This window comes from Candidatus Foliamicus sp. (assembly GCF_965221325.1).
Lineage (GTDB): Bacteria > Pseudomonadota > Gammaproteobacteria > Steroidobacterales > Foliamicaceae > Foliamicus.
The window spans coordinates 1,294,068-1,317,047 of sequence record NZ_OZ244880.1; the positions used below are offsets into that span (position 1 = coordinate 1,294,068).

General features: G+C 62.6%; 7 protein-coding genes. 5 read left to right on the top strand and 2 right to left on the bottom strand.

Annotated features, from left to right (window positions below; all coding sequences use genetic code 11):
- Window positions 1-5: 5 nt before the first annotated feature.
- Both ACWCOO_RS05775 and ACWCOO_RS05780 read left to right on the top strand, forming a co-directional pair.
- Window positions 6-7,469, top strand: a complete 7,464-nt coding sequence (locus ACWCOO_RS05775; RefSeq protein ID WP_446830051.1) for a reprolysin-like metallopeptidase — start codon at window positions 6-8, stop codon at window positions 7,467-7,469.
- 11 nt (window positions 7,470-7,480) lie between these two features.
- On the top strand, window positions 7,481-14,950 hold the full coding sequence (locus ACWCOO_RS05780; protein ID WP_446830052.1) for a reprolysin-like metallopeptidase: 7,470 nt from the start codon (window positions 7,481-7,483) through the stop codon (window positions 14,948-14,950).
- Window positions 14,951-15,019: 69 nt separating this feature from the next.
- On the opposite strand, the gene ACWCOO_RS05785 is transcribed toward ACWCOO_RS05780, so the two are convergent.
- Together ACWCOO_RS05785 and ACWCOO_RS05790 are read right to left on the bottom strand one after the other, a co-directional pair.
- The gene (locus tag ACWCOO_RS05785) at window positions 15,020-15,835 is read right to left on the bottom strand and encodes an alpha/beta fold hydrolase (protein ID WP_446830053.1); all 816 of its coding nucleotides are present in this window, start codon (window positions 15,833-15,835) and stop codon (window positions 15,020-15,022) included.
- A gap of 9 nt (window positions 15,836-15,844) precedes the next feature.
- Window positions 15,845-16,888, bottom strand: coding sequence for a GTPase (locus ACWCOO_RS05790; RefSeq protein WP_446830054.1), 1,044 nt, complete (start codon window positions 16,886-16,888; stop codon window positions 15,845-15,847).
- 49 nt (window positions 16,889-16,937) lie between these two features.
- On the opposite strand from ACWCOO_RS05790, the gene pyrB reads away from it, so the two are divergent.
- Genes pyrB through ACWCOO_RS05805 form a run of 3 tightly spaced genes read left to right on the top strand, consistent with a single transcriptional unit; the run spans window position 16,938 to window position 22,965 of the window.
- Window positions 16,938-17,924 (top strand): aspartate carbamoyltransferase, encoded by a 987-nt coding sequence (gene pyrB / locus ACWCOO_RS05795; protein WP_446830055.1) that lies wholly within the window; start codon window positions 16,938-16,940, stop codon window positions 17,922-17,924.
- 53 nt (window positions 17,925-17,977) lie between these two features.
- Window positions 17,978-20,323, top strand: a complete 2,346-nt coding sequence (locus ACWCOO_RS05800; protein WP_446830056.1) for a penicillin acylase family protein — start codon at window positions 17,978-17,980, stop codon at window positions 20,321-20,323.
- Window positions 20,323-22,965 (top strand): lyase family protein, encoded by a 2,643-nt coding sequence (locus ACWCOO_RS05805; RefSeq protein WP_446832007.1) that lies wholly within the window; start codon window positions 20,323-20,325, stop codon window positions 22,963-22,965. Before ACWCOO_RS05800 ends, ACWCOO_RS05805 begins: the two co-directional genes overlap by 1 nt.
- The last annotated feature ends 15 nt before the right edge of the window (window positions 22,966-22,980 follow it).

Sequence of the window (22,980 nt, forward strand, 5' to 3'; positions counted from 1 at the left end):
CCTCAATGAGCAAGTCCACCACGGCGGTTCTGGCCGGCACTGCTGGGTTTGTCGCACTGCTAGTCGCGGTTACCGGTTCCGCCCCTGCATATGCGGAGTATGAGGGCGATGGAATCTTCCTTGAATGTCCGTGCCGGATAGAGGGCGACGGCGAAACACTGAGTGTGACGGCGGGCGTACGCAGCTACCTGAACCGCGACAGCGGTGAATTGCGGCTGCGCATCACAGCGGGAGAGGAGCGCTGGGGCTTAAGCGGCGCCTACGTTGCCACCTTGGAAATCGGCGAAACCCTTATGTCGGGTGATGCGATTGCGCGGCTCACTCGCGAAGTCACGTTGGAGCCATATGGCGAAGGCCCGCAGCATCTGCATCTTGAGCTAGAGGAAATGACTCCAGATGGCGCGTGGGTGCAGCGGGATAAGCTGGTTATGGAGCTACCTGTCGAGCTGAACCAAGCTTTCGATGTTCAAGACCTCGATTACCTGAGAGACACCGACGAAGACGGCGTTGGCGACGCCAACGAGCGCCTGATGGGAACCGACCCGGAGGACCCGGCTTCAACCTCGGAGCGGAATGTCGAAATCGACGTCCTTGCGTTACACGGCAAGCCTTGGTCGCTTCTGTACGGAGGCTCTGAGGGCGCCCACGCGCGAATCGCGCACTCCTTCGCTTTGACAAATGCCTACCTTGGGGATAGCGGAGTGAATTTCCGGTTTCGATTGGTCGGCACAGTTGAGGTGGACATCGAACAAGGCGTCGGGATAGATCCCGAACTTGCCCGAAGCGCGGCAGAGCTGCACGGTAGCGACCTGTCGGTCGAATTTCGCCGGGCGGACGGGGACTGGCGTTGTGGCTTTGCCTACTTGCTCATGCTGAGTCGAAGAGGGCACCTACAAGACTTCGAAGTCCAGCAGCTTCGCGCGGGCGGCTATCGAGCAACAGTTCATAACACCTGCTCGGGCCGCACGCTCGCACACGAGCTTGGCCACGCGATGGGTCTTCACCACTCGCATTGGCAGGGCTCGGTGGGAACTTGGCGCTGGTCACGCGGTCACGCCGAGCATGCGGATTTCAACACCATCATGAGCTATAGCTTTGGCGGCTCGCGCGATGTGCTCGTCTTCTCGAACTTGGAAACGCCATGCATTGGTTTCGGCGCGGCAGCTAAGGCCTGCGGCGTTGCAAGGAACCGTGAAGCCGGTGCGGACGCAGTGACCAGTTTGAATGCGGTTTCGCACCAGTTTGCCCGGGTCCGCGACAGCAAGCCCGATACCGATGGCGACGGCTTCGTGGATGCGGTCGACGATTTTCTGGACGATCCCTCCGAATGGCGGGACACCGACGGCGACGGGGTGGGGGACCGCGCGGACGAGGACGATGACGGCGACGGCGTACCGGATGCCGAGGACACCTTTCGACTTGATGCCACCGAATCTTCCGACGCCGATGGGGACGGCATCGGCGACAATGCCGATGAGGACGACGACAACGACGGATTCAGCGACGCCGAGGACGCCTTCCCGCTGGACGCTGCGGAGTGGGCTGATTCGGACGGTGACGGCGTGGGCGACAATGCCGACGCGTTTCCATTGGATGCGTTGGAGATTAGCGACACGGACGGCGACGGCATCGGCGACAACGCGGACAAGGACGACGACGACGACGGTGTGGAGGACGGCGACGATGCCTTTCCTCTTGATCCTAATGACTGGCAGGATGCCGACGGGGACGGCGTGGGAGACAATGCCGATATCTGGCCCACCAATCCTGACCGAAGCGATCTTGCGTCCTACGAATTTGTTGGCGAGGGAGTAGGACGTCATTTAAGTCCGGGCAAATGGGCGGGTGTTGGCGGACCGGAGGCCCACGTGCTGTTGGGTATCCGGTATTCCCAAGCGCCTACGACGATAGCCGAGCGCAACAGCGGGGTGGCATACGCATACGTAGTTGCCCGCGATGACTTCGTACGCCTCGATCTGGCCGATGGGGCTCGAGACCGCGTGATTCACTTGAATAACATTGCGCATGGAGAAAACTCTTGGCGTCTGACCGGTGAGCCGGGGGACATTGCTGGGGCAACCCTGACATCAAGCGGGGACATGGACAGCGACGGTGTAGCGGATTTCCTCGTTGGTGCGCGTTCGTTGCACTCGAATACCAGTACAGGTGCAGCGTATTTCGTGTCCGGCGCGGACCTTCCGGCCGCTGACGCGGCGGACGGTCAGCGCGATGGCACGGTGCGGCTCGATCTTGCGGTTGGCCTTGGAGGTTCTTACCGGCTTGATGGAGAGGATTCGCAACACTCCGCAGGCATTTCAGTGGAGGTTCTCGCCGACAGGGATGGAGACGACCGACCGGAAATTCTCTTGGGTGGTGCTGCAGGCTCGTCTACGGACCATCTTCCGTGGGCGGACGGCGCAGCCTATCTTGTTGGCAGCGGCGATCTGGATGCGGCGGATGCGGCGGACGGTGACGCGGACGGGAGAATTCTATTGGATATTGCGGTCAAGCAGCCCCACTCCTATAGGTTCGAGCGGGAACCCGGCGTCAGTAGGGCCGTCTCTGCGCTAGCGGCGGTAGGAGACGCGGATGGCGACGGGGTGGCGGACATCCTCATGGGCGCGGGAGAGCTGATATCGGGCAGCGGCTATGACAATAGAGGCGCCGCGTACCTGGTTTCAGGGGCGCGGCTTGAGGAACTCGACTCTGTGGACGGGTCGGTGGACGGAACCATCGAGCTCGCACTCGCCGCGGGCAATGGAGCCTACCGTTTCTCGACACCTGAAGGTGCCGGCGACATATACCTGGGCATTGGTGAGCATCTTAGATCGCTGAGCGACATGGACAACGACGGCAAGGCGGACTTCATGATTGGATCTGCCCTCGGGGCTGCCTGGCTGATATCGGGCGCCAGTCTGACATCGATGGATGCCGGCGATGGTCTGGAAGACGGACATATCGATGCCTCGGAGATCGGCAGGTCACAGCCGTCCGTGGCGCTGAACTTCAACGGAGAGGGACTTCGGTTTGGAGCGATAGCCGATGTCGTGCTTGAGTTGCATGCCGGAGGCTGGGATTCCTGCCGCGCCGGAGCCGCCAATTTACATGCCATGACCGCGTTCACGCAGGCCCAACCGAATTCCCAATTCATGGTCAGCCGCCAGGCCATCCAGAGTGCGGGCGACGCCTATGCGATGCTAGGCGCCGAGCCTTACGACTGGTTGGGGCAAAGCGGCAACGCTTGGGCAGACCTTGACAGAGACGGGGCTTCGGACATCTTGTTGGGTTCGCCGCGCATTTGGCGTGGCGACGGCCTGAAGGAATGGCGGTCGCCCCGCGCCTATCTCTTGATGGCGGCCGACTTGGCAGCGCTGGATAGAGCGGACGGCGCCGAAGACCGGGTTCTGCATTTCGGCAACTTCGCCGGCGATACGGATGGGGACGGGATTTCCAACACACTCGATATGGACGATGATGGTGATGGCGTAATGGATGTCGAGGACACCTTCCCGCTTGATGCCGCAGAGTGGAGCGACCACGATGGCGATTGCCTGGGTAACAACATCGATTTAGATGACGACGGCGATGGTGTGGCGGACCATGCCGACCCGTTTCCGCTCGACCCCTTGGAGTGGGCTGACACCGACGGCGACGGCGCAGGAAACAACGCAGACACGGATGACGACGGCGATGGCGTTGGCGATGCTGAGGATCTTTTCCCGCTGGACAGTTCCGAATCGGCGGATTCCGATGGGGATGGAGTCGGAGACAACGCCGATGCCTTTCCCTTGGATGCTTCGGAAACGGCCGACACCGACGGTGACGGAGTGGGTGACAATACCGATGGCGACGACGACAATGATGGCGTTCCCGATGCGGTCGATATCCTCCCCTTGGATCCGACACGCGCCGACCTTTTGTCCTACGAGTTTGTCTACGCGCCGACGGGACAAGATGAACTGAATGCGGTGACGGTCGTGCCGGGTAGGTGGAGCGGCGGCAGCGGCCCGGATGCACTCGTCCTGATTGCAACGTCGCCGTGGCTGGCAGCTTGTCCTGAAGTTGAAACGTGCGGCGCTGCATACTTGATTGCCTACAGGGATTTGGACCGTCTTGATCAGGCGGACGGTCGGCGGGACCGGGTGGTTCTCTTGAGCAATGTCGCACATGGTGAATCCTCGTGGCGGCTGTTGCGTCCGAGTTCGCTTGAGGATTTCGCAGGAGGCAACTCGTCGGGAAGCTTGCTGTCCGCGGGAGACATGGACGGCGATGGCGTGGTCGACGTGCTTGTTCGAGGACACCACTGGAGCGACGAGGGGCAGAAGACTCATGCGGTGAGCTACTTTGTATCGGGGGCGGATTTGCCTGACGCAGATGCCGCGGACGGCGTGGCCGACAGGACCGTTCGGGTCGAGTTGGCGATGCTTGGTTCGGGGTCCTACATGCTGACGGGCGGTGGTGGTGGTTTGCGAAAAGCGGTCGACACGGCGATGGGGGTGCTGTCCGACCGTGACGGCGACGGCAAGGCCGAGCTGCTTGTAGGTGCCTACGACAAGCGCCCCGAAGTGGATGCCAGGGTTGCGGGCTACCTGCTGGCGAGCGGGGGTCTCGGCATGCTGGACGCCGCGGACGGAGACGCGGACGGGCGCATTGAGTTGCGCAACGCGGTCTTCGGGGGCCAGTCGTACCGATTCTTGAGGGAACGGGAGGGCGACGGCGCGGGTAGCGTGCTCGAAGTAGTGGGCGATGCGGACGGCGACGGAGTGGAGGACTTTCTTGTATCTGCTGGCTTTCACGATCATCGGCCTGCCACGGAAGGCTACGCCATCGCCTACTTTCTTTCGGGTGGGCGGCTGGCCGAGCTGGATGCGGCCGATGGTTCGGTTGACAACTCCATTGATCTCGGGCAGGTCGCAGGCAACGGCGGCTACCGGTTTGCCTGGGGTTCTGGCGAGGCCAGATCTTGGGGGGGAAGTCACTACTTTGATGCAGTGGGCGACATGGATGCAGACGATCTTGCAGATTTCATGATTGGGTCGGGGGCAAGGCCGATGCTGGTAGTGTCGGGCGGGGAATTGCCGGCGTTGGACTTGGCGGACGGCGCGGCGGACGGACGCGTTGATGCCTCAAGAGTGGCGGCGTTCCCACGCTCCTTTGGTCTGGACACATGGTTGAAGGAGATTAGTCCTGCGACTAACGGTACATTCCTGCTCGAAACAGGCAATTCATCTGTTCCTTCGCGGAGCGATGCTCCATGCCTGTCCGGGTACGCGGCCCTGTATCCGAAGGAGGCACTCAAGCGTGCTGACCGCGCGGCCAACGACCTCCTGAACAAGGATGTGCTGATCGGGGACGGCGATACATATTGGTTGCTAGGCGCAGCGCCGTTCGATTTGTTCGCGCATTCGCGCGGATATGCAGGGTCAGACTACGATGCCGACGGGTTGCCGGACACGTTGCTGACAACGTCCCGAACCGACGGGTCGAGCACTAGGCCGGTGCAGCGTCAGAGCCTTTACTTGCTCATGTCGGCTGATCTTGCTGCGCTTGATGCAGCAGACGGAGCATCAGACCGGCGGCTACATTTTGGCAACTTCGCCGGTGATACGGATGGAGATGGACTTTCCAACACGCTTGATGCCGACGACGACGGTGACGGCGTAGAGGATGGGCTGGACGCATACAAACTTGATGGGTCCGAGTGGAGCGATTTTGATGGCGACTGCCGTGGCGACAATGCTGACTTGGACGATGACAACGATGGCGTGCCCGACGCGGACGACGCATTTCCGCTCGATCCCACGGAGTGGGTGGACACCGACGGCGACGGCGTGGGCGACAACGCCGATACGGACGATGACGGTGATGGCGTGGAGGACAGTCTTGATGTATTTCCCCTGGATCCGGCGCGCTCGGCGCTGCGTTCGTTCCGGTTTGACGCGGAAACGGAAGACAGCCGGCTTGGCAGCTCGCTTGCGGTGATAGGAGATATCGACGGCGATGGAACGCCCGAAGTGGCTTTGGGTGCGCCAAACGCAGAGACCGGCGGTGCGGCGTACGTGCTGTCCACGCCGGAATTGGGCGTGGCGGACAACGCGGACGGTGCGGAGGATGGTGCTGTTTCGGCGTCCGGCATCGCGGCGCGGGCGGGATCCTGGGAGCTTAGGGGAGGCGAAGGGAATTCGGCAGTCGTTTCGGTGTTTGCGGTGGGTGATCTGACCGGGGATGGTTCGCCGGAGTTCGGCGTTGTGACCGGACCGGACGGGGAGCAATCCGTGTATGTGGTATCCGGAACGGACTTGGCTGAGGCCGACGCGGAGGACGGGACATCGGATGGCGTGCTTGATTTGAGTGCGCTGCCGGGTAATGGGCGGGCGTCGCGGCATGTGTCCGGTTTGCGGCGCGCTGCGGGCGATGGTCTTGCCGCGATTGGCGACGCGGATGATGACGGTCGTGCGGACCTGCTTGTTTCGGAATCGATGGCGGACGACGAAGCGGGCCTGGCGGGCCTGATCCTCGGGGATGTCGGCGCGCGAGCGATCTACGACTGGACGTTTTCTGGAGAGCAGGCCGGAGATACAGCGGGCCGCGGTCTGGGCGCGGCGGACTTCGATGGCGACGGTCTGCCCGACTTGGTAGTGGGTGCGCCGGGCCGGGAACACGCGGATTCAGGTGGCGGCGCGGTGTATGTGGTCGGCAGCCGCGACTGGCGGGCGATTGATGCGGAAGACGGAACGCAAGACAGGCGTATTGACCTGGGCCGCGTGGCGGCGGGCGCGCATTCCTGGAAGCTGCAGACCGAGACTCCGCACACGCAACTGGGTGCGCGTGTATTGGTTGGGGATGTGGACGGCGACGGCAGTCCGGACCTGTTGCTGCCTGCCGCGTTCTCGGATGCGCGCCCGGTGTTGCGGGTGTTCGTGGCGTCGGGCGATAGCGGCCGGCTTGCGGCGCTGGATGCGCAGGATGGCGCCGGCGATGGCGAGCTGCGTCTGCGCGTTGGCGACAGTTCGCCGGGGCGCTGGACGTTCGACCTGGATGCCGGGGTAGGTGCGCGCATCGGCCTGGACGATTTCGATGGCGACGGCCGCGCTGATCTGCTTGTGGGCTTGCCGCCGGCGGATCAGGCGAATGGCGTATGCGCCTACCTGTTTGCGGCGGCGGATGTCTTCAGCGGCGCAATGTCGGGCACGGGCAGTGCCGAACCGCTGAACGGTGTGTGGCCGCATCCGAACTCCTATGCGTTGCAGGATTGTCCGGCATGGGGTGACGCCGCGCCCGTGCTTCAGGCGCCCGGCGACCTGGACGGCGATGAAGCGCCGGACCTCCTGATCGGCATCCCGGAAGCGGCGGAAGGCGGCGCCGTCTATCTGATCTCCGGGGCTGATCTGCAGGCGCTCGACCGGCTCGACGGCCACCGCGACCGCACCATCTCGCTCGCCAGGATCAACCGCGACCCGCCGCGCTGAGCGCTCCCTCAATGAGCAAGTCCACCGCGGCGGTTCTGGCCGGCCCTGCTGGGTTTGTCGCACTGCTGGCCGCGTTTTCCGGCTCCGCCCCTGCGTATGCGGAGTATGAGGGCGATGGCATCTTCCTTGAATGTCCGTGCCGGATAGAGGGCGACGGCGAAACACTGCGGGTCACAGCGGGCGTACGCAGCTACCTGAACCGCGACAGCGGCGAATTGCGGCTGCGCATCACAGCGGGAGAGGAACGGTGGGCGATCAGCAGCAGCAATATCGCCTCCATAGAACTCGGCGAGACCCTCATGGCGGGTGAAATAATTGCGCGGCTAACCCGTGGATTCACGCTGGGTTCATACGGAGAAGGTCCGCAGCAGTTGCATCTCGCACTTGAGGAAATGACTCCAGATGGCGCGTGGGTGCAGCGGGACAAGTTGGTCATGGAGCTGCCCGTCGAGCTGAACCAAGCATTCGATGTTCGGGACCTTGATTACCTGAGAGACGCCGACGAAGACGGTGTAGGCGACGCGAACGAGCGCCTGATGGGAACCGATCCGAATGATGCTGCTTCAACCCCAGCGCGGAACGTCGAAATCGATGTGCTCGCTATCCGCGGCAAGCTTTGGTCGCCCGCGTGGGGAACCGCCGAAGCCCACACACGCATCGCCCATTCCATTGCCTTGGCCAATGCAAACCTTGGGGACAGCGGAGTGGACTTCCGGTATCGATTGGTCGGCACTGTTGAATTGGACCTCGAACAAGACGATCAGTTGGATCCCGAGCTTGCCCGTACTATGACCGAGTTGCACGGCAGTGACTTGTTGGTTGAATTTCGCAGGGGCCCCCGGGGGTTGTGTGGTAGAGCCCACTTGCCCATGTATCGCCGGAGAGGGAATCTGAGCAACGCCGAACTTCAGACTTTCCGCGCGGGCGGTTATCGAGCAATAGTCTATCGCGGCCGCTTCTCTTTCTGCCCTGCAACGTCGTTGGGGCATGAGTTCGGCCACTTGTTGGGTTTAGCTCACTCCAAATGGCAGGGTGAAGTCGGAACTTGGCGTTGGTCGCGCGGGCACGCGGAGCGAGCAGATTTCAACACCATCATGAGTTACGGACATGATGGCTCGCGCGGATTGGGTGTCTTTTCGAGCCCGGGAACATCGTGCGTTGGCGATAGTGGCGAAGCCAAGGCCTGCGGAGTGGACAGGCACCTCGACGCCGGCGCCGACGCAGTGGCCAGCTTAAATGCGGTTGCGTATCAGTACGCGCGAATCCGCGACAGCAAGCCCGATACCGATGGCGACGGCTTTGTAGAAAGCGTGGACGACTTTCCGAAAGATCCTTCCGAATGGCGGGACACCGACGGAGACGGCGTGGGTGACCGGGCGGATGTCGATGATGACGGCGATGGCGTACCGGATGTCGAGGATGCTTTTCCACTCGATACCGCCGAATCCTACGATGCTGATGGTGACGGGATAGGCGACAACGCGGACGACGATGACGACGGCGACGGATGTAAGGATGATGTTGATGCTTTCCCCGTTGATCCGCAAGAATGTAGCGATTCCGATGGGGATGGAGTTGGAGACAACGCCGACGCCTTTCCGATGGATGCTTTGGAGACGATCGACACCGACGGGGACGGGGTGGGCGACAACGCCGATGACGACGATGACGGAGACGGTACGCAAGACAGCGTTGATGAATTTCCCCTCGACCCGCACGACTGGCGCGATTCGGATGGCGATGGGGTAGGCGATACCGCGGATTTCTGGCCCGCAGATCCTGAGCGAAGCGATCTTGGATCCTACGAGTTTATTGGCGAACAGTCTTTCGTACCTCTGAGGCCTGGAGTATGGGCAGCCGATGGCGGCGTGGACTCTATGGTGCTGCTAGCTGCGCCGAACTACGATTGTGTAGGAAGTGACAACTGCGGCTTTGCATATGTCATTTCGCTCCGGGACCTCGACCGTTTAGACCGTGCGGACGGGCGGCGCGACCGCGTCGTTAAACTGTCCAACATCGGATCAGGCACGGCTTCATGGCGGCTCAAGGGCGAGCCGGGCGGCGGCTTGGGTGGGAGTGGAGGCAGAGGACTGCTATCCGTTGGTGACATGGACGGCGACGGTTTAGCGGATATTCTTCTGGGAGCGCCTTGGCTCAATAGTTCCAGTGGAGCGGTTTACTTTGTGTCAGGGGCTGATCTACCTGCAGCAGACGCGGCGGATGGCCAGGTGGACCGGAACGTTTGGTTGACATCGGTTATCGGCATTGGGGGGTCGTTCAAAATCGAGGGTAGGGACGCCGGCCACCAGTTGGGTGAGCAGATTGCGGTCTTTAACGACACGGATGGTGACGGAAAACGGGAGATTCTCGTTGGTGCGGGAGGCAGCGAGCGCGGGAGCCCAAACCTGCTATCCAATCCAGATTCAGCCTACCAAGAAGGCGCGGTTTACCTACTGGCGAGTGGCGATGTCAAAGCACTGGATGCGGCGGACGGACATACGGACGCACGGATTGCGTTGCAACAAGTGGCAACCGGATCCAGTTCGTACAGGTTTGTCAGGGAAAAGAGGGGTGATCGTGCCGGCGGCGCATTGGCGGCGGCCGGGGATGTGGACGGCGACGGTGTGGATGACATTGTCATTGGCGCCAGCCAGTTCCTGCCGGACACGCGCGAGCCGGGGAACATCAGCCCGGGCGCGGCCTATCTTTTGCCCGGCGCGCGTTTCGCTGACCTGGACGCAGCGGATGGCATGGTGGACGGTTCCGTGCATCTCGCCTTGATCGCAGGGAACGGGGGCTATCAAATTGCACACATGAATGAGACTTACAGCTCCTTGGGTCGGGGTGTGGACGCGACGGGGGACGTGGATGGGGACGATCGAGCAGACTTCTGGCTGCACGCCGGTACACATGTGAGTCTGTTGGTATCCGGTGCGGAGTTGGTGACCATGGATTTAGCGGACGGATTGGAGAATGGACGAATCGACGCTGGGCGGATAGCCCAGTTGCCGCGTTCTATCGGGTTCAAGAGCTTCATGCGGACGCAGGGCCACTCGAAAGACCACATCCGTCCCGGAAAGGACGGTGGCTTGTTGGCGCCTGCATTTGGCTATGCGGGTTTTCCCTGCTATTCCGGGGGAGCCTATCTGTTTCCCGGTTCTGCTGTTCAGCGAGCAAACCAAAGCCACGATGGAGTGGTGGACTGGAAGACCTTAGTCTCGGATGTTGATTCCTACAGTATGCGGGGTGCTCAGCCCAGTGATAGGCTCGGCTTTCTCGGTCAATACGCCCCGGCAGACTTCGATGGGGACGGTGACGTGGACATACTATTGAGCACTGGACGACACCTTCTGCCGCAGAGCAAGAACTCGGTCCAGAGCGTATACCTGCTGATGGCGGCTGACTTGGCAGCGATTGACGCGGCCGACGGTTCAGAGGATCGGCGACTGCATTTTGGTAATTTTGCCGGCGACACGGATGGCGACCGACTGTCGAATACGCTTGATCAAGACGACGACGGCGATGGCGTACCGGATGCTGAGGATGCCTTTCCACTTGATGCTACCGAGTCTGGAGATTCCGATGGCGATTGCTGGGGCAACAACGCTGATTATGATGACGATGGCGACGGGATTGCTGATGCGCAGGATACGTTTCCGTTGGACCCTTCGGAATCCTTGGATACCGATGGCGACGGCGTTGGCAACAGTGCTGATACGGATGACGACGGTGACGGGGTGCCGGATACCGAGGATGCCTTTCCATTGAAAGGTTCCGAATGGGAGGATTCGGACAGAGACGGCTTTGGGGACAACACCGATGCGTTTCCGCTTGATGCCTCTGAGAGCAGGGATTCGGACGGAGACGGGGTGGGAGACAACGCGGACGGAGACGACGACAATGATGGCGTTCCCGATGGTGCGGATCTCGCACCCCTGGACCCGACACGTGTCGACTTGTTGTCCTACGAGTTTGTTTCGGAGCAGACAGGGACTAGGGGGCGAACTGTGCCCGGGGAATGGACAGGCAGTGGCGGAGAGGATGCGCTTGTGTTGATTGCGGCCCCGAATTACACGTGTGTTGAAAGCGGAAGCGAAGATTGTCGCGGCGCCGCGTACCTGATCGCGTACCAAGATTTGAGTCGTCTCGATTACGTGGACGGATTGCGAGACCGGGTGATTCACTTGAGCAACGTAGGGCATGGCGAGGCCTCGTGGCGGTTGCTTGGCTCCTCGTGGATGGAGGGTCTCGGGGGTGGATTTTACGAACGAACAGGCCGCCTGCTGTCTTCCGGGGACATGGACGGGGACGGCGTGGTGGACGTGCTCGTAAGTGGATACGCGAGTTACGACGGATTCGCTGAGACCTATTTTGTATCCGGGGTCGATTTGCCCGCGGCGGACGCAGCGGACGGTGAGGTTGACAGGAGTGTGCGCCTAGAGCTGGCGATGAAGGGTTCCGGCTCCCACCGTCTGGTTGGCGGCGGCGGCGCGCGCCTGTACCATCGCAGCATGCCGCTCGCGGTCGTGGCCGACCGAGACGGCGACGGAGTAGCTGAGTGGCTTGTCGGCTCGAACGACGCTCGCCCCGATGCCGAGCCCGAAGTAGCTGCCTATCTGGTGGCAAGTCGTGATGTCGGCTTGCTGGACGCAGCCGACGGCCACGAGGACGGGCGTATTGAATTGCGCCACGCTCCGTCTGGAGCGCATTCGTACCGGTTCTTGAGGGAGCAGGAGGGTGACCATGCGGGTGAGGTCCTTGCATCGATGGGCGACGTGGACGGAGACGGGGTCGGAGATATTCTCATTTCGGCCCCGTGGTTCCGAAGCCGTCCAACCTCCTACCAAGACGGTGCGGTCTACTTTCTTTCGGGTGCGCGGCTGGTCGAGTTGGACGCGGCGGATGGTTCGGTTGACTACTCCATTGATCTCGGACTCGTGGCGGGGAGTGGCGGCTACCGGCTGTCTTGGCGTTCCGGCGGCCCTGGGCGGCAGTTCGGAATGTATCCAGACGCGATGGGCGACATGGACGGGGACGGCCATGCTGACTTGATGATTGGGTCGTGGACGAGTCCGACGTTGCTGGTGTCCGGCGTGGAATTACCAGCATTGGACCTGAAGGACGGCGCGCAGGATGGGCGAATTGATGCGGCGGATGCGTCTGAGTTGCCGCGTTCATTCGGGGTGCATACGCCTGGATGGCATATGCGGCCCTCGAAGAGCGCTGCGTTCCTGGTCGAAAGTGTGCCTCGGTATCGGTATTCCAGATGTGGCGGCGGGCAGGCCTATCTGTATCCGCGGCACGCGATCGAGCGTAACGATGTGGAGTCCGAGGGCGTCTTGAGCAGAGATGCGCTGATCGGAGACGCCGATACTTATAGGTTGCTTGGCGCAGCACCCCATGACGCGTTGGCCAGCCAACCCGCTTATGCTGGGACGGACTACGATGCCGACGGGTCGCCGGACACGCTGCTGACAACCAGCCGACACGATCCTTCAATCGGCGGGCCGGCACTGCGTGAGAGCACCTATCTGCTCATGGCGGCTGATTTGGAGGCGCTGGATGCTTCAGATGGTGAATCCGACCGGCGGCTGCACTTTGGCAATTTTGCAGGCGATACGGACGGAGACGGTCTCTCCAACACTCTCGATACGGACGACGACGGCGATGGCGTGCCGGATGTCGAGGACGCCTTTCCGCTTGATGCTACCGAATGGGGCGATCCCGATGGCGATTGCGTGGGCAACAGCATCGATTTCGATGACGATGGCGACGGGTTCGTTGACGAGGACGACGCATTTCCGCTCGATCCCACGGAGTGGGTGGACACCGACGGCGACGGCGTGGGCGACAACGCCGATACGGACGATGACGGCGATGGCGTGGAGGACAGGCTGGATTTATTCCCGCTGGATCCGGCGCGCTCGGCGCTGCGTTCGTTCCGGTTTAACGCGGAAACGGCGGACAGCCGGCTTGGCAGCTCGCTTGCGGTGATAGGGGATATCGACGGCGATGGAACGCCTGAAGTCGGGTTCGGTGCGCCAAACGCAGAGACCGGCGGTGCGGCGTACGTGCTGTCCACGCCGGAGCTGGGCATGACGGACAACGCGGACGGTGCGGAGGATGGTGCTGTTTCGGCATCAGGCATCGCGGCGCGGGCCGGGTCCTGGGAGCTTAGGGGAGGCGAGGGGCAATCGGCGGTCGTTTCGGTGTTTGCGGTGGGTGATCTGACCGGGGATGGTTCGCCGGAGTTCGGCGTTGTGACGGGACCGGACGGGGAGCAATCCGTGTATGTGGTATCCGGAACGGACTTGGCTGAGGCCGACGCGGAGGACGGGACATCGGATGGCGTGCTTGATTTGAGTGCGCTGTCGGGTAATGGGCGGGCGTCGCGGCGTGTATCCGGGCTGCGGCGCGCTGCGGGCGATGGTCTTGCCGCGATTGGCGACGCGGATGATGACGGTCGTGCGGACCTGCTTGTTTCGGAATCGATGGCGGACGACGAAGCGGGCCTGGCGGGTCTGATCCTCGGGGACATCGACTTGCAGGCGGTCTACGACTGGACGTTTGCCGGAGAGCAGGCCGGCGATGCGGCCGGCCGCGGCCTGAGCGCGGCGGACTTTGATGGCGACGGTCTGTCGGACCTGGTGGTCGGCGCGCCGGGCCGGGAACACGCGGATTCGGGTGGCGGCGCGGTGTATGTGGTCGGCAGCCGCGACTGGCGGGCGATTGATGCGGAAGACGGGACGCAAGACAGGCGTATTGCCTTGGGCCGCGTGGCCTCGGCGGCGCAGTCCTGGAAGCTGCAGACCGATAATCCGCACACGCAACTGGGTGCGCGTGTATTGGTTGGGGATGTGGACGGCGACGGCAGTCCGGACCTGGTGCTGCCTTCCGCGTTCTCGGATGCGCGCCCGGCGCTGCGTGTGTTTGTGGCGTCCGGCGATAGCGACCGGCTTGCGGCGCTGGATGCGGAGGATGGCGCCGGCGATGGCGAGCTGCGTCTGCGCGTTGGCGACAGCTTGCCGGGGCGCTGGACGTTCGACCTGGATGCCGGGGAAGGCGCGCGCATCGGCCTGGACGACTTCGATGGCGACGGCCGCGCCGATCTGCTTGTGGGCTTGCCGTCGGCGGATCAGGCGAATGGCGTGTGCGCTTACCTGTTTGCGGCGGCGGATGTCTTCAGCGGCGCAATGTCGGGCACGGGCAGTGCCGAACCGCTGAACGGTGTGTGGCCGCATCCGAACTCCTATGCGGTGCAGGATTGCCCGGCGCGGGGCGACGCCGCACCCGTGCTTCGCGCACCCGGCGACCTGGACGGCGATGAAGCGCCGGACCTCCTGATCGGCATCCCGGAATCGGCGGAAGGCGGCGCCGTCTATTTGATCTCCGGGGCTGATCTGCAGGCGCTCGACCGGCTCGACGGACACCGCGACCGCACCATCTCGCTCGCCAGGATCAACCGCGACCCGCCGCGCTGAGCGCATCATCCCAATGCGCTTTCAAGGGTTTGCAACGGCGTAGCCGCCGTTTCCGCACCAATTTTGGCCCTATTGGCGCAGGAAGCGTTCGATCTCTCCGACGACAAAATCGCGCTCCAGGCTGAGCAGTCCATGCGACACGCCCGGGATATCGAGGCGGCGCCCGGCCTGGAAGAGATGCGATGTCTCTCGGGTTACATCCCAGAGATCGTCCTCGGGATTGAAAACCAGCACCGGCTGCTCCACTTCCGCCATGGCGCCCAGGAAGTCGTAGCGATAGACGGCGATGTATCCCCAGGGAAGCCGTGACCCCAGGCGCAGGCTTTCCGCCATGCCGATGTGCAGCTCTTCGGGGGGTATCCTGGGATCGGCGAGCTCGCCAATGATCGACCAGAGTTTCTCGACATGGGCAAGCGTTCGGTCCGGTGCTGGAAAACGGTCGCTCAAACGGGCCAGTTTGCCGGCGCGCACGTCCTCCGGGTAGGCCGCCAACCCAAACAATACGCAGCGACGTACGCGCTGCCTGTCCTGGTGCGCCATCTCGGTGGCGGTGATCGAGCCGGTGTGATAGCCCATCACGTCGAAGGGACCCGGCGCCACGATTCCTCGCTCCGCCAGGTGCTCCATGAAGTCGAACATCGCCCCGGCGTAGTCGCCGATTTCCGGCGGTTCAGGCGGCGGGTCGCTCATGCCGTAACCCGGAGTGTCGGGAGCAACGACCACCCTGTCTCGCGCCAGAGCCGGCTGAATGGGCTCCCATTGGCTGCCATTGCTTGGCGTTTGGTGCAGGCATAGCAGTGGTGGCTGCGATGCCGCTTCGGGCATCGCTATCCGATAATGCATTTGGCCGAAACGGCTGGGCGCGTAGGCTTTCGTGGGAATCATCGAGTCGGTTTAGCGGTGGTGAAGTTCGAGGATGTCGCCGTCGCGAATCTCGTGACGGGGACTGACCTGCTGTCCATCATAAACGTTGGTGCCCCAAATCCGGGCAAAGCGCAGGCTGCCGGCAATGTCCTTGTGGACCAGGTTCGCGAGTTCGCTCACTGTAGCGCCATTTCGGAGCGTGAAGGGGCGGCCCAAGTCGGGCGGCTTACCCGGCGACTTGGTATAAGCGCGCACCACACCCAAGCCGCGGAACAGGAATTCGGGAATGGCCTGAAGGTTTTCTCCGCCTTCCGCGGACACGCAAAGGGCCGGAAAATCTAATGTTTTGCGCAGCTTCCCGAGTGCTTCATCGCAATCGGCCAGGTCCGCCTTGTTCGCCACCAGCAGGGCAGGGAGGCGGATGCGAAAAAGGTCCTCGAAACTGTCCTGCTGCTTCGCCTTGCGTTTGGCCCGTCGCTTCCCGCGCGCATCCTCAAGCCCCGGCCACTGTGAAATCAGGCTGACTCGCTTCTCGGCCATTTTTTCTATCACCACCGCAAGCTCATCGGCGCATTCGGGCGAAGCGATATCCACCACGAGCAATGCCGCGTCCGCCGGCTGCAAGGCGGTGCTCAGCCAAGGCTGCATGCGTTCGCGCGCGACCGGAGGCAGGTCAACGAGCTGAAAGTGAATGTCGTGGTAGGGCGCCATGCCGGGAATCGGCGTTTCGGTCGTGTGCGGCCAGGCCCCCACGGTGGACTGCGAGCCCGTCAGCGCCGCGTGCAGCATGGACTTGCCGGCGTTCGGCGGCCCCAGCAACGCCACCTGAGCCGCGCCTTCGCGGCGCACGGCATGCGCAGGCCCGGAACGCGCACCGCCCTTGCGCGGCGCCGAAAGCTCGGCGGCGAGCAGCTTGATACGGGTCTTGATGTCGGCCTGGACATGTTCAGTGCCTTTGTGCTTGGGGATCAGGCGCAGCATTTCGCGCAGGCAGCGCAGCCTGTCCCCCGGTTCCCGGGCTTCGCGAAACGCCTGTTCGGCCTTCTTGTATTCCGGGGTGACGTTGGTGGGCATGGGGCCGAAAGTTTACCCTTGGCAACTCCGTTCAAGGATAATTGGGGCCATGGACGCGCGCAGCGGTCTGTTCCACGTTATCGATACCCGGCAGTTCAACCGGCAGACGCTTGATGATTTGTGCCGCCTGGCGACCCGCGCGCGCACCCTGGCGAAGTCGTACGAGGGCGCGCTGGCGCTCGCAAGACTGGCGCCCAACCGCCGCGCCATGCTGTATTTCACGCAGCCGTCCACGCGCACTTTTCTGTCCTTCAACAGCGCCTGCCACATCCTCGGCATGCATACCAGCGAAATTCGCAGTGCGTCGATTTCTTCGGAAGTAAAGGGAGAAACCTTCGAGGACAGTATTCGCACCTTCAGCTCCTACGCCGACGTGATCATCATGCGTACTCCGGAAGGAGGCAAGGCGGCGCGGGCCGCCGAGCTTATGGACAGCATTCCGCGTCCTGTGCCGGTTATCAACGCCGGCAGCGGGCCGGATCAACACCCGACGCAGGCGCTGCTGGACATTTACACGCTGGAGCGCAGCTTCGAGCCGCGCGGTGGCATCGATGGCAAGAGCATCGCCATGATGGGCGACCTGCGGCGTGGCCGAACGGTGCGTTCGCTAAGCTACCTGATGAAGAACTATCGGGACGTGCGCCTGTTTTTCGTGGCTCCGCCAGGCTTCGAGATCAAACAGGATATCCTCGATCATCTGGATGCGCACGGTGTGACCTATGCATGTAGCAGCAGCCTGGATGACGTGGCCGGGAGCCTGGATGCGCTGTACGTCACGCGCCTGCAGTCGGAGTACGACGAACAGGAACCGGTGGCTGCTGAATATGCACCTTATGCCATAGACCTGCAGCAATTGGCCAAACTGCCGGCCGAGGCGATCATCATGCACCCCTTGCCACGCGGTCCGGAGCTCGATCCTTCCATCGATAACGATCCGCGCGTCATGTACTGGCGGCAGGAACGCAACGGCATGTGGATGCGGGTGGCATTGCTGGCCACGCTATTTGATCTTGATACCCGGCCTGAGTTGGTATGAATATGATAAAAAAATTAACTTATACTATTATTATATTGTTATCTTTTATAATAGTGATATCCATAGCTGGCTTGCTCTGGCTGCGCAGCAGTAATCTGCCGGAGCGGAGCAGGCATATCAGCGATGCCCGCGTGCTGGGAATTCTCGACAGTGCGGCGACCGTAAAACGCGACCGGCAGGGAGTTCCCTACGTATATGCCGATTCCCTGGCGGATGCGATTCGCATCCAAGGCTTCGTAACGACGCAGGACCGTCTGGCGCAAATGCTGCTTACGCGCGAGCTCATTCACGGCAGGTTGGCGGAGCAGATCGGGGAAGCGGGCGTGTCCAGCGATCGGCTGTTCCGAGTCATGGGCCTGAGCCGCATGGGCCGTCTGTGGGCGCAGCAACTCCAGTCCCCTAGCCGCGAGCTTCACGAATGGTACCTCGAAGGCGTCAACGCCTATATTGCAACGCAGCAGCACGAATTCCCACTGGCGGTTCGGCTGGCTCCGGAACCGCCGGCGCCATTCACGCTGGAGGACCTCGCCACGCAATACCTGTTCCTGGCCTTCAACAGCTCCTCGAACTGGCGCACCGAGCTTTTGAGCCAGGCCCTCGTGGATCGCCTTGGGCGCGACAAGGCAGCGGAAATAGCCATGCTTACCGTCAACCCCGACGACAACAGCGAATGGGCCTCCGATTACCGGCTTGCGGACAATTCCGCGGATAGCGCGCCTGCGAAATTTGCCGAACTGCCCGAGCTCACCGACGGATCGAATAGCTGGGCCATGTCCGGCACTCGCTCGGCGCGAGGCGCGCCGATTCTGGCCAACGATCCGCACATCGATGTGCGCCGGCTGCCCGGAATCTGGCATCCGGTGGCGCTTATCACGCCCGAATGGCGAGCGGTAGGCGCGGCGGGTGGCGGTCTTCCAGGGCTTGGCCTGGGACGTTCGGACCAGCTGGCCTGGGGCGTGACCAATGCCTACTCCGACGTAATGGATCTGTTTATCGAGCAAGACGATCCCGCGCGCCCGGGGCATTACCTGGAGGGCGAGGAATCGGTGGCATACCGCGTGGTGACGGAAGTTATCCGGGTGCGCGACCGCGGCGCCCCGAGTGGTTACCGTGAAATTCCACTGACTATCCGTCACACCCGCCGCGGCCCGGTCATTTCGGATCACGAGCTCAGCAATGACGATGGCCGCATTTATTCGCTGCGCTGGAGCATGGCGGAGAACATCGGCGAGCAGGTGGGGGTGGAGCGCGTGATGCTGGCCGCCGACGTCAGCGAAGCCGGCCGCGTCATCGCCGAAATCAATGCGCCCTACAACTATACGGTGGCCGATGTGCAGGGCAATATCGCCCATTTCACGGCCGGTCCGACACCTATCCGGCTGCGCGGCGATGGCGCACTGCCGGTTCCGGTTACCGGCGCCGACGATGCGTGGGGCGGCTTTATTCCCTTCGATCAGGCTCCCGCTTCGCGCAACCCGGCCAAAGGTTGGGTAGGGAACGCCAACCACCGCACGGTGGCTGGCCAATTCCAGGGAGTGTGGACGACCTATGCCGCATCGTCCTGGCGTTACCGCCGGATGCAGGAATTGTTCGATCCTGCCGTTCAGCTCTCCGTGGAAGATCATTGGAGAGCGATCAACGACACCCTCAATCCCATGGCGCGGGACCTCGCCCCGTTAATGGTTACGGCGCTGCGGGCGGACTCGGAAACCCGGCAAGCCGCAGAAATCCTCGAGAAATGGGACTATTTCGACGAACCCGATCTAGCCGCGCCCGCGTTGTTCCAGGCCATCATGCAAAGCCTTGTCCTGCGCATCTTTGCCGACGAATTGGGGTACGAATTGGCGCGTCGCTATGCTGCCGACATCTACTACTGGCAGGAACGCCTGCAAAGGATGCTGCTGGCCGGTGAATCGGAATGGTTTGACGACGAGGCAACCGACCAAATCGAAAGCCGCGACGACATGCTGCGGGCGGCGGCTCGCGACGCCTGGCTGGAGCTTACGGCGCGTCTGGGGCCTGAGCCTGGCGCCTGGCGCTGGGGCGACCTGAGCCGCTTCCGATTCCGCAATCCCTGGGTTCCGGGCCAACTGGCGGACCGGCTGCTTGGGGGCGGCGACTACCCCGGCCGCGGTTCCGGAGAAACATTGGGACGGGCGCGCTTCCGCGGATTGGGGGACTACGATCCACGGGTGATCGACTCCGCGCGGTTCCTGGCCGACCTGGGCGACCCCGACAAGGTATTGGGCGTGATCCCGGGCGGAACCAGCGCGCGCCTGTTCGATCAGCATCTGAACGATCAGTTGCCGCTGTGGCTGTCGGGGGAGATCAACTACTGGTGGTTTTCCGATGCAGCCATTGCTGCCAACACTCGCCATGAGATGAAGTTCGCGCCGTGATGCGGCCGGCGGTCATCGGCGGACTTGTGGCCGCCACAGCGCTAGCGACGCTGCCGCAGATACAAGCTGAACTGCCGTCGGGATCGGTGCTCTGCGACACGGGCCTTTACGAGATTCGCGCCGGATACGAAACCGCCCGAGCCAATGCCTGCCAGGTAACAGCGCCACGTGGCGTGGTCTTGACCATAGAGCCGGAAGATGCGCCGCCGATCAATCCCAGCCCATGGTATGGCTTTCACGTTCGCCCGAAAGCGGTCGTGGAGTCCGGCAGCGTTGTGGTTACTTTGCGATATAGCGATAGCGGGCACCGCTATTGGCCGAAGATCAGCAGCGATGCGTTGCACTGGGAGCCTCTGGCCAAACGCCACTGGCTGGCGCATGAGGACGGCCGGGCCACGATGGAACTCAAGCCGGGCCCCGAGGGGTTGTTTGTTTCGGCACAGGAAATGGTGGGCCTGGAGTTCTATGCGCGCTGGCGGCGCACTATGGCGCAGCGCTTCGGGAGCCTTGAATGGGATATCTTGGGCTATTCAGAACAGCAGCGTCCACTTTTCCTGGCTCAGACAGCACCGGATGCAGCGCAGCACTTGCTCTTGATAGGACGCCAGCATCCGCCCGAGGTGCCCGGAGCATGGATGTTCCTGGCCTTCGCCGAATCCCTGCTAGGCGCGCGCGAAGAGGCCTGCATCGACGCGCAAAGCCCGACTTGCCGATTCTTTGCGCGGCACAACGTGATCCTGATCCCCAATCTCAATCCGGACGGCGTGGCCGGCGGGCACTGGCGACACAACAGCAGGGGCGCCGACCTGAACCGGGATTGGGGGCGGTTCGAGCAAGCGGAAACTCGCGCTGTCAAGGATTTGGTGGATCGGCTGGAGGATGATGGGGGCCAACTGGCCTTGATGCTGGACTTTCATTCCACTTGGAAAAACGTGTTCTACGTTCCGACGCTGAAAGAGACCACCCTGCCGCCTGCTTTCAATTCCCGATGGCTGCGGCTGGCCCGTTCCAGCGGCGACGCATACGAATTCGAAATCGCGCCCAGAGCATCGGGAAACGGCGAAATCGCCAAGAACTGGTTCTACCAGCGTTTCGGAGTTCCCGCCATCACGGTGGAAACGGGAGACGAAACGAACCGCGCCGAAATCGAAGCTACGGGCCGCGCCCTGGCAGACGCCTTGATTTCCGTGCTGGGCGGAGGAGAGGGCGCCCTGGCCCGACGTCGTGGCGCCTGGTGCCCGGATTTCTTCTGCTACCTCGTGCAGGCAAACAAGGCATCTTTGGTGATGCTGGCCGAGCAGGAACTTGTCAGCCGCCAGAACGCGGAAAACATCGCCGTAGCGATAGCGCGGCTGGAAATCGAGCAACAGGCCGCTGGTGCACCGCGGACTCCCAACTACCTGGATTTCGAGCAACGCCTGGTGGAAATGGCCGGCGAAGAGGCCAGCAATCTGCACCTTGGCCGTTCCCGGCAGGATCTGCACGGGGTAGTGCGCCGTATGCTGATCCGCGACCGCTGGCTGGAGCTGGCCGAAGCCGGCTTGACCGCGCGCTTAGCGCTGCTGGATCTGGCCGAGCAGGAAGCGATGACCCCCATCCCGGCATATACCCACGGCGTGCAGGCCCAGCCCACCACGCTGGGCCATTTCCTGCTTGCTTTCTCCGGTCAGCTTGAACGCGACGGCGACCGTTTCAGGCAAGGCTATGCGCGCATGAACGCGAGCCCGCTAGGCGCGGCCGCGCTCGGCACTTCCGGGTTTGCAGTCAATCGGGAACGGCTGGCGCAACTGCTGGGATTTGCGGCGCCCGTGGACAACAGCTACGACGCCAATTTCGTTTCCTCGGGGGACTTGCGCCGCGAGTTGGCCGTGATCCTGGCCCTTTCGGCCACCTCGATCGGGCAACTGGCCGAAAATCTTCACACCCAGTATCACAACCCGCGGCCCTGGATTCTGCTTGACGAATCGGCCACGAGCATCAGCACGATCATGCCCCAAAAGCGCAACCCGCGCCCGCTGGACCGTGTGCGCAGCCAGGCCACCCGGGTTGTGGGCGGCGCGCACACACAAATCCTTCTCGCGCACAACGTCAATACCGGGATGCACGATTATCGCGCTCTCAAACCGTTTACCGACCTGGCCGATCAGGCTAAGCTCATGTACCGGCGGTATGCGGAATTGATCGGATCGCTGCGCGTTGACCGCGAACGGGCGCTGGAGGAATTACGCTCCGGTTATTCGACCATGACGGAAGTCGCCGATGTCCTGGTGCGCGAAGTGGGCCTTCCCTTCAGGACCGCGCACCGCTACGCCTCTGCGCTTACTGATCTCGCGCGGGCCAAGGCGAAGCGCGCCAGCGCACTGAGCGACGAGGAGCTCGCGGACACCTACCGGGATGTGATCGGAAAACGTCTGCCAACCGCGCCGGACAAGCTGCGGCAGGCCATGGACCCCGTTGCGCTGCTTGCAGCGCGCCAGGGCAGGGGTGGCCCGCAACCCGAAGAGGTGCAGCGGATGCTCCGTGAGCATCGCGCTGCCGCGACACAGCACCGGGAGTGGCTGGAAGCAGCCCATGAGGAGCTGTTGCATGCGTGGCTGGAGCTGCATACCGCCTTTGCGGCGTTGGCGCCAGCGGAGCGCTGAGATAGCGGCTTTGCG